Raw genomic sequence first — 13589 nt, forward strand, 5'->3', positions numbered from 1 at the left:
GTTCAAATAATCTGTTTACAATACCATTATAAAAGAAAATGAACCCATAAACAACAAAAGCCGCTTAGGGCGGCTTTTGTTGTTTAAATAGATCTACAGGTTTTAAATTAGCCCTAACTCTTTACCCACTTTGGTAAAGGCAGCAATGGCCTGATCTAAGTGGTGTTGCTCATGCGCGGCCGATAACTGCACACGGATTCTGGCTTTGCCCTGAGGTACAACCGGATAAAAGAACCCGATTACATAAATCCCTTCTTCCAACATTTTCGCCGCAAACTGCTGTGCAACTTTAGCATCGTACAACATTACCGGAACAATGGGATGGAAACCTGGTTTAATATCGAAACCGGCTTCTGTCATTTTTTCACGGAAATATTTGGTGTTCCTTTCTAATTTATCCCTTAATGATGTGGTTTCGCTCAACATATCCAATACGGCAATAGATGCACCTGCTATTGCCGGTGCTAGTGTATTAGAAAAGAGATAAGGACGGGAACGCTGGCGTAACATATCAATAATTTCTTTTTTACCCGAGGTAAAACCGCCAGACGCACCACCTAAAGCTTTACCCAAAGTACCCGTAATGATATCGATACGGTCCATGACATTAAAATGCTCATGTGTTCCGCGACCGTTCTGACCAATAAAACCAGTACAGTGCGATTCATCAATCATGATCAATGCCTCATACTTATCGGCTAAATCTGCAATTTTATCTAAAGGAGCTACAGATCCGTCCATCGAAAAAGCGCCATCGGTAACGATAATCCGATGTCTGCAATCTTTGGCCGCAATTAATTGTTTCTCCAAATCTTCCATATCGGCATTTTTATAACGGAAACGTTGTGCTTTACACAATCTTACTCCATCTATAATTGATGCATGATTTAACTCGTCAGAAATAATAGCGTCTTCAGCGTTGAACAATGGCTCAAAAACTCCACCGTTTGCATCAAAAGCAGCAGCGTACAAAATAGTATCCTCTGTGCCTAAAAATTTAGAAATCTTAGCTTCAAGTTCCTTATGTACATCTTGTGTACCACAGATAAAACGTACTGAAGACATTCCATAGCCATGATCATCGATTGCTTTTTTAGCTGCTTCTATCACTTTTGGATGAGAAGAAAGCCCTAAATAATTATTTGCGCAGAAATTGATCACCTCAGCACCGCTACTTACCTTAATGTCGGCACCCTGAGGCGTAACAATAATCCTTTCACGTTTAAATAATCCAGCGTTTTCGATTTCTTCAAGTTCTTTTTGAAGAACTGGTTGTAATGTTTTGTACATGGCCTTTTATATGGTTGAATTTTGGTCCAAAGTTATAAAAAAAAGTCTTTTCCGACCTAAACAGGCAATTTTATACCTACATTTTACAGATGACCGCAAGCCCGATCAAAACCACATCCGATTGCCGTATTTTCAAAAAGCATTTATCCGGATTATTTTTTTTCGATCTTAACAAACTTTAACATATACCTATGTGTATAGTGTTAAAGTTATTCGATATTTATAGCCTACTACTAACCTAACATATGATAAGAATTTTTACGCTCCTGTTTTTTTGTGGCTTTACCAACACGATGTTAGCTCAGCAACATACTGTTTCTGGAATTGTTAAAGATAGCGGCGGACAGCCCATACCTTTTGCGTCAATTTATTTAAAAAATACCACTAAAGGAACATCGGCGAATATTGACGGGATATATACGTTGAAGTTGAATAACGGTCGACATACATTAAGTTTTAGGGCTGTAGGTTATAAACAGCAGGATCATGTGATCAATCTATCGGCAGATCAATCGCTCAACGTTACCTTAACATCAGAAAGTTATACTTTAGAAAATGTGAATATAACGGCCAATGCAGAAGATCCGGCCTATGCTATTATCCGCAAAGCCATTCAGGAGCGAAAAGTGCATCTGAATGAAGTGAAAGCCTTTAGCTGTGATGTTTATATTAAAGGGGTGCAACGGTTAAAAGGGGCACCAAAAAAGTTCTTTGGGCAGGATATACAGAAAATTTTAGAACTGGACACCAATCGCAGAGGTATTATTTACCTTTCAGAATCGCAAAGTAAATTTAATTTCAGGCGGCCCAATGAGGTGCATGAGGAAATGATTTCATCAAAGGTTGCCGGACGGAACAATACATTCAGTTTTAACAAGGCATCCGATCTGATCATCAATTTTTACGACAATTACCTGCTCGAAAACAAATTAAGTGCCAGGGGATATATTTCACCAATTGCAGATAATGCCCTCTTTTATTATAAATATAAATTATTGGGCGAAAGCAAAGAAAATGGGGAGACCATACATAAAATAGAGGTGATTCCCCGTCGCGAAAACGATCCTGTTTTTAGGGGGATTATCTATATTATTGATGATAGCTGGAGGATTTACAACACAGATGTTTACCTCACCAAAAACGCAGGCATCAACTTTATTGATACACTGCACATCAGCCAGCAGTTTACCAAGGTTAATGAAGCTTACATGCCTACTGCCATTAATTTTAAATTTGGCGGCAATGTGCTGGGGTTTAAAATAGCCGGTTATTATGTCGGCATTTATAGCAATTACAACCTTGATCCTAAATTCCCAAAAAACTTCTTCAATGGAGAAATCTTAAAAGTTACCGAAATGGTGAATAAAAAAGATTCGATTTATTGGAAAAATAACAGACCTATTCCGCTAACCGAAGATGAAAGAATCAACTATATCAAAAAAGACAGTATAGCGAAGTTAAAAGAGTCTAAAAAATACCTCGATTCGCTGGAAAGAGAGAACAATAAATTCGGGATAGGTAAACTTTTGCTTAGGGGGGTAAGTATCAATGATCGGTACGACAAAGAATACTGGAGTTTCGACCCTGTATTAAAAGCTATATTTTATAATACGGTAGAAGGATTTGCGATAAAATATGGCGTTACCTATCGCAAGGATTTTGAAAATAGAAGGTCTTATTCCATCCGGCCTGAATTAAGGTATGGTTTTGCCAACCAGAAGCTTACCGGAAGTTTAAGCGGTAGTTATTATTACGACCCGCTTAAGCGAGCGAGTATAGGTGCCTCATTCGGGAACGGGATATTTGACCTGAACAATTTGGGTTCTATGACGCAATTAGGCAATACCATCAACTCGTTATTCTACGAGAAAAACTTTGCCAAGTTTTACGAAAAGAGCTTTATCAATATTAACACTACCCGTGAACTGACTTCGGGCCTCCAGGGAAGTTTAGCTTTAGATTACAGCAGGAATAAAAGTCTCACCAATAACACTACATTTAAATTTATAGATGCCAAAGACCGCGAATTCACTTCGAACAACCCTTTCAACCCAACAGCAGATACGCCGCTTTTCCCAACCTATAATTCTTTCAGTGCAACGGCGAGTTTAACCTATACTTTCGGACAGCAATACATTACCCGTCCGGATGGTAAGTTTTATACTGAATCAAAATTTCCAAAAATTACACTATTATACAAAAAAGGCTTTAACGGTGTGTTAAATAGCGATATTGATTACGATTTTGTAAAACTGGAGGTAGCGGAGGATAGAATTGGAATGGGATTATGGGGCTATACCTCATTTTTGGCCGGGGTAGGCAAGTTCCTGAACAACAAAAATATGTATTATCCTGATTTTAAACATTTCGCAGGTAACATTTCTACCATTTTCCCTCCTAATTTAAGAAAATTTCAATATCTGGACTTTTATCAGTTCAGCACGAATCAACAATACTTCGAAGCCCATTTAGAACATAATTTTGCAGGCTTCTTCATGAATAAAATTCCATTGTTGCGTAAGGCAAAACTCGAAGAATTTATTGGAGGCGGTTATTTATCATCGCCCGAAAAAAGGAACTACAAAGAATTCTATTTCGGGATCCAGCGCCTGGTATTACGTGCCAGTTATGGTTTTGCCTATGATGGCGACCGTAAGTTAACGCAAGGATTTAGGATCTCGTATGGCTTCTAGAATGGAAGATGTTTGATGTAAAATGGATGATAGTGATTGAGACATTTTCCATTTTTACATTTTACATAATTCCCTTATCTTTGCACCGCTTTAAACGCCGTTTGCAACGGTATCAACAGCGTTATGAAAAAATATCAGACATTACTTTACTATTGCTATAGTTACATAGCAGAGGCAGAACAATTTGCTGCCGATCATCTTAAATTTTGTAAATCATTAGGTCTTGTTGGCCGTATTATCGTGGCCGATGAAGGTTTAAACGGCACGGTATCGGGTACTCCTGAAGCTTGTGCAACCTATATGACTGCTATACATGCTGATGAAAGGTTTGCCAAAACAGAGTTTAAGATTGATGATGTAGAGGAACTTTCATTCCTGAAAATGCATTGCCGTTACAAATCGGAAATTGTGCACTCTGGTTTAAGGGATACCACGATTATTGATCCTAATAAACAAACAGGTAAACATTTAGAACCTGTCGATTTCATGAAAATGAAGGATGATGAGGACGTAGTAATTCTGGATGTACGCTCTAATTACGAACATAATCTGGGTAAATTTAAAAATGCCATAACGCTCGACATTGAGAATTTCCGTGATTTTCCTGAGCAGATTAACCAGCTAGCCCAATATAAAGACAAAAAAATACTCACTTATTGCACGGGCGGTATTAAATGCGAGAAAGCCTCTGCCCTATTATTGCACCATGGCTTTAATGATGTTTATCAATTGCACGGTGGTATTATAAAATATGGCAAGGAAGCCGGCGGAAAAGATTTTGAAGGCAAATGTTACGTATTTGACAACCGCATAGCAGTAGATGTAAACCAGGTTAACCCAACAGTAGTTTCAGTTTGTTACAATTGTGGAGTTACGACGCCAAAAATGATTAACTGCGCCAATCCTGAATGTAATGAGCATATTACCCAATGCGATGCCTGCGGAGAACAGCTTCAGGGCTGCTGCTCAGTAGCATGTACAACCAATCCGCGCAAACGCCCTTACGATGGTACAGGTTACTATGTGAAGGTACCGCAGCCGGTAGCAGTGAAGGTTGGTTAATGGCTCATAGTTTTAGAGTTTATAGCCTAGGGGCATAATTAATAGTCTATTAGTTAATGGTTGATAGCTTATGGTAATTTAACATAGCTAAAATCAAATTATCATAATTTATAATATTGAAGCAGATGATTATATTTAATCTAAATTCAATGTTATGGCTTTCAAATTTGAAGAACTAAAAGTATGGCAGATCTCATTAAAGCTCAGTAATGAAATAGATATTATTGCTAAAAACTTTCCGAAGATAGAGTTGTTCAGTCTCACCAATCAAATTAAAAAAGCAGCAGATTCAGTAAACCTTAACATTGCTGAAGGCTGTATGGGTCAATCGAAAGCGGAGTTCAAAAGATTTCTGACCTACTCTGTCCGATCTGGATTAGAAGTTGTAAGCTGTCTTTTTATGGCTTCATCAAGAAATTACATTACTGAACTGGAATTTAAAAGACTATACATGGAATACGAACAACTCTGCAAAATGATATCAAAATTGAAGACATCGATTTAATAAGATTATTTGATGGTACATGCTGATAGCCACATCGTATGAATCCAGCTTAATCAAAGGATCCGTCACAAACTTATGAACCGCTTGCCCCCGGCAATTTGCAACCACCGACTAAAAAACCATCAACCACAGAGGTTAATCAAACCTCAAGTTAACTTAGCCTGGCCTAAACAATTTGGCCATTAACCATCAACTAAAAAACAATCAACCCTACGCACTCTCCCATGTTCTAACAATTTTTCTTTACTTTGTGGGCATAATGGGTGTACCCAATATCACTTTATGCTAAACTACTTCAGGCTATTACTGTTTTTATCCTGCGTCACTATAACCAGCGCCGCATCAGAAATTAAAAGTATTGGCGTTCCTTACATTGAGAATTATCCTAAAGCTGTTTATTCATCAGGAAACCAGAACTGGAGCATAGCCAAAGATAAAAATGGCGTAATGTACTTTGGCAATGCGGAAGGATTATTAACTTTCGATGGACGTTACTGGCAAAAATACCAGATGCCGAACAGGCAAATTGTTAGAGCTGTAGCCACCGACAAAAACGGAAGAATTTATACAGGTAGCTTTGGCGAATTTGGTTATTGGGCCATTAAAAACAATAAATTAAGCTATAATTCACTTACCAATCTGCTGCCAAAAGGGATAAAAACAGATGATGAGGTATGGAAAATTTATGTAGATCCAAACAGGGTAATTTTCCAGTCATTCTCCAAAATATTCATTTATAAAAACAACAAAATAGAGGTGATAAAATCACCGGCATCATTCCTCTTTCTCCATAAGGTAAATAACAGATACTTTATCGAAGTACTGGAAAAAGGCTTATTTGAATTGGTGGGCAACAAATTAGTCTACATCCCTAATAGTGAAAAGTTGGGCAAAGAGGGTATATTATCTATTCTTCCTTATAAAACCACAGGCCTGATCATTGGAACCAGCAAACAGGGATTATTTATTTACGACGGCAAAGATTTTACACCTTTAAATACTCCCGCAAATAATTATTTAAAAACCTACCAGCTCAACAATGGAGTAAGTTTACTAGGCAAGTATTTTGCTTATGGCACCATTCTAAACGGTTTGATTATTATAGATGAAGATGGAAAAATTGTGCAGCGGATCAATAAATCGAGCGGTTTGCAGAATAATACGGTTTTAAGCTTATACGCGGATAATGAGCAAAATCTATGGACGGGGCTCGACAATGGAATCGACCGGATAGAACTGAATTCACCCTTATATTTTTATTTCGATAAAACAGGTCAGTTTGGAACGGTTTACTCGAGCATTATTTTCAATCATAAAATCTATCTCGGTACCAACCAGGGGTTATTTTACAGCGAGTGGTCGCCGGATAACCTGCTGCCGTTCAATTTCCGGTTAATTCCCAATTCGCAGGGCCAGGTTTGGGAGCTGTCCATTATTGATAATGAATTAATTTGCGGTCATAACAGTGGTACTTTTAAAGTTTTGGGCGACAAAATTGAATGGATATCAAAACTGGCAGGTGGTTGGACCATCAAAAAACTCAATTCCAACCCAAATTATCTTATCCAGGGGACTTATACAGGCTTGTCTTTGTTTACCGAGTCGCCTGGTTCAGGATTAAAATTTTCCACCAAAATAGCTGGTTTTACAGCGCCTTCAAGATACGTTGAACAAGATAACAGAGGTGACATCTGGGTTGGCCATGCCTATAAAGGCTTATTCAAACTAAGCCTTAGCCCTGATTATACCAAGGTAATAAGTACCAAATATTTCGATGAGCAGAATGGGCTACCTGGTAATTACAACATTAACATTTTCAACCTCGAGAATAAGATTGTATTTTCATCTGATGCAGGTTTTTATACCTACGATGATCTGAGCAATAAATTCACTAAATATGAAGCGCTCAATAAAAGCCTGGGTTCTTTCGAAACTTCCAACAAAATTATTCCTGCAGGCAGTAAAAAATACTGGTTTATCAATCATGGTAAAACTGCATTGGTCAACTTCAGTGAGCCGGGCAAGGTAGAAATCGATTCGAATCAGTTTAGCATTTTAGATGGCCGGATGGTTCAATACTATGAAAACATCAGTCGCATCAGTAACTCAATTTACCTCATCAGTGTTGACGATGGCTTTGTAATTTATAATCCCACCGCCCAACTCAGCCAGGAAAAGAAAAAACTGCCCGCTGTTTTAATCAGACGTGTAGAAAATATCACCGACAAATTCTCACTTATTAGCGAAGCCGGAAATGGCGGAGAAGCAACAGAAATTCAAAACAACAGAAATAATATCCGTATTTCTTATGCACTGCCTTATTATAGGCAAGCCAAAGTGAGGTATCAGTTTTACCTGGAAGGCTACTCCCGTAACTGGTCTGACTGGACTTATGCTACCCAGAAAGATTTCACCAATTTAAGCGCCGGAACCTACACTTTTAAAGTGAGGGCAAAAGTTGATGATAATACGGTTAGTAACGAAACGATTTATACATTTACCATCTTACGCCCCTGGTACCTGAACAATTGGGCCATTTTATTATATACCATCCTTTTTGTCGTAATTTTGATCTTTGGCAAAAAGATCTACGAAAGGAAACTGAAGCGTGATAGTCAAATAATTACCGATCGTTTAAAAGCCGAACAACAGGAAAAATTAAGACAGGAAGCGGAAATTAGCGAAAAGCAAATTATCAAATTACAAACTGAAAAGCTTCAGGCCGAGCTGGCTTCTAAAAACAGGGAGCTGGCCAACTCTGCCATGACACTGGTATACAAGAACGAGTTGCTTCAAAAACTGGCTGATGATATTAGTAAACTAAAAGATGAAAATGGCAAGAAACTTTCGGAAGAGCAGACCCGAAAAATACAAAAGGTAATTAACGACGGAATGAATGATGAACGCGACTGGCACCTGTTTGAAAACAGTTTTAACGAAGCACACGAAAGTTTCTTTAAAAAGTTAAAAGCACAGCATCCTGATTTGGTTCCAAATGATCTAAAACTATGTGCTTATTTAAGGATGAATATGAGCAGTAAGGAGATGTCATCGTTACTGAACATCAGTTTAAGAGGGGTAGAAATCCGCCGGTATCGTTTACGCAAAAAACTTGAAGTACCACATGATAAAAATCTGACCGAATTTTTAATGGAACTTTAGCTCCCTTATTTCTCCTTCCTTAACGATAATCTAATATAAAAATAACACGTCATCCTTAAAAAATATGGATGTATAAAACAATCCTAGTTGATTTTTTTATTTCTTTTACTTGTCAGGCACTACATCATTACCTCTCATAAGGTTTTTTGAAACCCCACAAAATACTTGGTGTACTTTTTACACATAGCTACGTGTTAACATTTCGTTAAAATTCAAAAAAACTGCGTTTTTGACCTAAAATCGCATTCAGTTTAGCTCCCTACTGAGCATCATCGATCTTGTTGATGTATTAATGTAGAGGTAAAATCACTTGCACATCTACAAAAACAACCCCACATTTAACTAACAATTAAACTAAATTTATAATAAAGCATGAAAAGAATTTTTACAAGAATTTCTGTTCTCGCTGCATTTTGTTTGCTAACAATTAACGTAGCATTAGCGCAAAACATTACTGTAAAAGGTAAGGTAATCGATGGCGGTGATAAGACTCCATTACCTGGCGTATCTATTTTAATCAAGGGCACACAAAGTGGCACCCAAACAGATGTAAACGGCAACTACTCCATTAGTGTGCCGGCTAATGCCACCTTGGTATTCAACTTTGTAGGCTACACAGCATTTGAGCAAGCTGTAAATAATCAAACGACTATTAATGTATCATTGGCATCATCTACACAACAATTAGAGCAGGTTGTAGTAGTAGGTTATGGTACACAACGTAAAATTGACGTAACAGGGTCTGTGGCAAACGTAAAAGGTGAAGATATTTCTAAACAACCTTCTGTAAATCCGGTAAGTGCGTTACAGGGAAAAGTTGCCGGTGTTTCGATCACAAACGTTGGAACTCCAGGAGCATCACCAACCATTACCATCAGGGGAACCGGAACCATTTATGGTAAAACGGGTCCGCTATACGTGGTAGATGGTGTTTGGTATGATGACATCAACTTCCTAAATCCTGCAGATATCGCAAGTATTAGTATTTTAAAAGATGCTTCTTCGCAATCTATTTATGGTATCAGAGCTGCAAATGGTGTGGTTTTAGTTACGACCAACAAAGGAAAAAGAGGTGATGCTGTTATTAACTATAACGGAACGGTAGGTTTTCAAAAAGTGACCAATCAGGTCGAAATGGCAAATGCATCAGAATATGCCACCGCTGTAAACGAGGCCTATAGCTTACAAAATCCGCCAGTTGCTCCTTTATTTGCAAACACCAATTTAGGCGAAGGCACAAACTGGTACGATGTTATCTTAAGAGATGCTTTGGTAACCAACCACCAGCTATCCGTAAGCGGTGGAACGGAAAAATCTACCTATAACCTATCGCTTGGTTATTTAGATCAGGATGGTATCGTAAAAAATAATAACTATAAAAGATATACGGCACGGTTATCAAACGATTTCCAAATTTTTGAGCCCTTAAAAGTGGGGTATAATGTAACTGCTACCTCGAGCAAATCTAAGGATGCTCCTAACAGTATTTTCAGAGCCTTATATGCAGCATCACCAGTGGTTCCGGTGTTTAATGCTGATGGCAGCTACGGCGATCCAAATGCATTTAATCTGGGTAATGGAAGTAACATGAACCCTCAGGCTACGCTTGATTTCTTTAATCAAAACACAACGAAGTATAAAGTTACCGGTAACATTTATGCCGAATTAAAATTCCTGAAGAATTTTACCTTTAAAACAAGCTTTGGTGGTGATTTCGGCCAGGAAGAAGTCCGGGGATACGTACCGGTTTACAAAGCCAGTAATACCCAGCAAAATACAAACAGTAAACTGGATATAGATCGCGTTGAAAACAGAAACTGGATTATTGAAAACACTTTAACGTATGATAAAAAATGGGCAGATCATAGCTTAACCGTTTTGTTGGGACAAACCGCTCAGCGTAATAAACTTTATGCCATTAATGCCGAAGCATTAAACGTACCCTACACTTCAGAAGGAGATTTGTATCTGGCATTGGGTGATGCAGCTAGCAGAGGTATTGTAGACAGGGGCGAATTATCAACCTTTGCATCTTATTTCGCAAGGGTAAATTACGGTTACAAAAACAGATATTTGATCAACGCATCTGTTAGAAGAGATGGTGCTTCACAGTTTTTTGGTTCTGATAATGTTTGGGGTAACTTCCCTTCAATCGGTGCAGGCTGGGTAATCAGTAATGAAGATTTTATGAAAGATCAAAAAATCTTCAGCAATCTAAAATTAAGAGGAAGCTGGGGTAAAGTGGGTAATGCCGGCGTTCCTTTCAACCCTTCTACTCAAACGGTAGATCAATCGGCAGCCTTGATTGCCATTTTTGGTGGCATACCCTATACTGGCGCAAGCATCAGATCTTTAGTACCTCCTACACTATTTTGGGAAAGAAGTGCTGGTACAGATGTAGGTTTAGAAATGGGCTTTTTAAACAACAGATTAACCATTGAAGCTGATTATTACAACAGAAAAACAGAACAGGCTATTTTTGATATTCCTGTATTAGGAAGTTTAGGTACTGTAAATAGCTCATTAATTGCTAACCAGGCAGATATCCGCAATCGTGGTTTCGAGTTTTTAGCCACATGGGCAGATAAAACAGCTGGTGGTTTTACTTACTCGATCAGTGGAAACGTTGGTATCAATAATAACAAGGTAATCAATGTAACATCCGGAGCGAATCCAATTTACAAGGGTGGAGAAGGGATTACCAGTGGGTATCTTTCTACAAGAACCGTTAACAACCGCCCTATTGGAGAGTTTTTCGGCTATCAGGTTGTAGGCGTTTTCCAAACAGATGCTGAGGCAGCAGCGTGGCCAGGCTTTAAAAAAGGAGATTTTAAATATGCAGATATTAATGGTGATGGAAAAATTGACCTTTCCGACAGAATTGTTCTTGGTAACCCAAATCCTAAGTTCACTTATGGTTTAAATACAAACTTTGCCTATAAGAACTTCGATTTAACACTCGATATTCAAGGTGTAGCCGGTGTAGATGTATTTAATGCTAATCTTAGCAACCGTTTTGGTAATGAAAATTACACCAAAGATTTCTTTGATCACCGCTGGACTGGCCAAGGTTCATCTAATACTTACCCTTCTGCCGATCTGGCGGGAGGCCTGAATAATGCACCAAACTCTTTTTACGTAGAAAAAGGCGATTACATCAGATTGAGAAATATTCAGTTAGGATATACACTTCCTGCAGCTATCAGCACCAAAATGAAAATGCAAAGACTCAGGGTGTTTTTAAATGCTCAAAATGCTGTTAACATATTCGGGTATAAAGGCTTCAGTCCCGAGGTGGGCGGAACGCCAACCAATGCAGGTATAGATACAAACGTTTATCCTTTGTTCGCAACTTATAATTTCGGAGTTAACGTAACTTTCTAATCGACATCAAAATGAAAAAAAATATAAATATACAGTCTTGTCTTTTGGCTACAGCCTTAGGTACAATGCTTTTTACCGCATCTTGTAAAAAAGACTTCCTTAATGTTCCGCCACAAGGCCAGCAACCATCTGTTACCTTTTGGAAAACAGGTGACGATGCTTTAAAAGGTGTAAATGCCATTTATGCTAATTTACGTAGCTGGGATAACGTGGCATTTAATGCAATTGCTATTGAAAGTACCGGATCAGATGAAGCAGACAAAGGCAGTACTCCTACCGATGCAACTTTCTTTAATCTTTTTGATCAGTTTACGGTAACTTCTACTCAGGGATCTTTATTGGGCTTCTGGACGGGTCAGTATCAAAATATCAATCTTTGTAACCAGGTGTTGGATAATGTGCCAAACATTGATATGGACGCCACGTTAAAAGCCAGATATCTTGCCGAAGCAAAATTCGTAAGGGCATATTCCTACTTCAGATTAGTGAGGGCCTATGGAAATGTTCCATTAAGATTAAATGTTCCTAAAGATAATTCAGAATATAACATCCCTCAATCTGATAAAACAGCCGTATATGCACAGATTGAAAAAGACCTGACAGAGGCTGCTGCTGTTTTACCCCAATCTTATCCGGCAATAGATTTAGGTAGGGCAACAAAAGGCGCTGCCCTGGGCATGAAGGCAAAAGTTGCTATGTATCAGAAAAAATGGGCTGATGTTCTGTCCCTAACCAATCAGGTAATGACGATGGGATACGATTTGTTCCCTGATTATGAAAAAGGGTTTAGAGAAGCAAATGAAAACAGCGTTGAATCTTTATTTGAAGTACAAGCTTCATTGATTCAAGGAAATCCTGACGCATCTAACTCACAATACAGTCAGGTTCAAGGCGTTGCAGGCGTGATGGGATGGGGTTTTAATACACCATCTGCAGAATTGGAGGCCGCTTATGAAACCGGAGACCCAAGAAAAGATGCTACCATTCTTTTCAGAGGAGAAACTACGCCACAGGGCGACCTCGTTCCTACTTCTGTACCTAATCCACGTTATAATCAAAAATCTTACGTACCGTTTAATACCAGAGTATCAGGCTATAATGAAGGTGCGCAACAAAATATCAGGGTATTAAGATTTGCTGATATCTTGCTTATGAATGCGGAAGCTGCGAACGAACTAGGAAATCCTGCGCAGGCACTTACTTCTTTAAACAGGGTGCGTAAACGTGCGAGAGGGTCAAATCCGGCAATTTTACCTGATGTGACAACGACAGACCAATCTGCACTACGAGCAGCTATCTGGAAAGAAAGACAGGTAGAGCTTGCAATGGAAAACGATCGTTATTTCGATGTGATCAGGCAAGGCCGAGGATTGACTGTATTTGGTCCTAAAGGATGGAAAGCCAATAAAAATGAAGTTTGGCCAATTCCACAAACCGAAATTGATTTAAGCGGAGGTTTGCTTAAGCAAAATCCTGGTTACTAAAATAAACTT

General features: G+C 38.5%; 7 protein-coding genes. 6 read left to right on the forward strand and 1 reads right to left on the reverse strand.

Annotation, left to right across the window (positions count from 1 at the left end; genetic code table 11):
• Positions 1-102: 102 nt before the first annotated feature.
• On the reverse strand, positions 103-1290 hold the full coding sequence (gene kbl, locus QZ738_RS07345; protein ID WP_293786111.1) for a glycine C-acetyltransferase: 1188 nt from the start codon (positions 1288-1290) through the stop codon (positions 103-105).
• A 245-nt stretch (positions 1291-1535) separates the two neighbouring features.
• Between kbl and QZ738_RS07350 the strand changes: the two genes are divergently transcribed.
• From QZ738_RS07350 to QZ738_RS07375, 6 genes are all read left to right on the forward strand, one after another.
• Positions 1536-3983: a DUF5686 and carboxypeptidase regulatory-like domain-containing protein gene (locus QZ738_RS07350; RefSeq protein ID WP_293786113.1), complete on the forward strand. Its 2448-nt coding sequence runs from the start codon at positions 1536-1538 to the stop codon at positions 3981-3983.
• Positions 3984-4106: 123 nt separating this feature from the next.
• The gene (locus QZ738_RS07355; RefSeq protein ID WP_293786115.1) at positions 4107-5045 is read left to right on the forward strand and encodes a rhodanese-related sulfurtransferase; all 939 of its coding nucleotides are present in this window, start codon (positions 4107-4109) and stop codon (positions 5043-5045) included.
• Positions 5046-5199: 154 nt separating this feature from the next.
• Positions 5200-5550, forward strand: coding sequence for a four helix bundle protein (locus QZ738_RS07360; RefSeq protein WP_293786117.1), 351 nt, complete (start codon positions 5200-5202; stop codon positions 5548-5550).
• A gap of 282 nt (positions 5551-5832) precedes the next feature.
• The gene (locus QZ738_RS07365) at positions 5833-8712 is read left to right on the forward strand and encodes a triple tyrosine motif-containing protein (protein ID WP_293786119.1); all 2880 of its coding nucleotides are present in this window, start codon (positions 5833-5835) and stop codon (positions 8710-8712) included.
• A 372-nt stretch (positions 8713-9084) separates the two neighbouring features.
• Positions 9085-12096 carry a TonB-dependent receptor gene (locus QZ738_RS07370; protein ID WP_293786121.1) on the forward strand — a complete coding sequence of 1004 codons (3012 nt, stop codon included), beginning with the start codon at positions 9085-9087 and terminating at the stop codon, positions 12094-12096.
• Positions 12097-12107: 11 nt separating this feature from the next.
• Entirely contained in the window at positions 12108-13580 is a 1473-nt protein-coding gene (locus QZ738_RS07375; RefSeq protein ID WP_293786123.1) for a RagB/SusD family nutrient uptake outer membrane protein, read from the forward strand.
• Positions 13581-13589: the final 9 nt, after the last annotated feature.

The sequence above is a fragment of the uncultured Pedobacter sp. genome, assembly GCF_913776295.1.
Lineage (GTDB): Bacteria > Bacteroidota > Bacteroidia > Sphingobacteriales > Sphingobacteriaceae > Pedobacter.

Excerpts from the sequence above, each read along its gene's own strand:
- kbl (WP_293786111.1), bottom strand. The coding sequence starts at position 1,290 with ATGTACAAAACATTACAACCAGTTCTTCAAAAAGAACTTGAAGAAATC.
- QZ738_RS07350 (WP_293786113.1), top strand. The coding sequence starts at position 1,536 with ATGATAAGAATTTTTACGCTCCTGTTTTTTTGTGGCTTTACCAACACG.
- QZ738_RS07355 (WP_293786115.1), top strand. The coding sequence starts at position 4,107 with ATGAAAAAATATCAGACATTACTTTACTATTGCTATAGTTACATAGCA.
- QZ738_RS07360 (WP_293786117.1), top strand. The coding sequence starts at position 5,200 with ATGGCTTTCAAATTTGAAGAACTAAAAGTATGGCAGATCTCATTAAAG.
- QZ738_RS07365 (WP_293786119.1), top strand. The coding sequence starts at position 5,833 with ATGCTAAACTACTTCAGGCTATTACTGTTTTTATCCTGCGTCACTATA.
- QZ738_RS07370 (WP_293786121.1), top strand. The coding sequence starts at position 9,085 with ATGAAAAGAATTTTTACAAGAATTTCTGTTCTCGCTGCATTTTGTTTG.
- QZ738_RS07375 (WP_293786123.1), top strand. The coding sequence starts at position 12,108 with ATGAAAAAAAATATAAATATACAGTCTTGTCTTTTGGCTACAGCCTTA.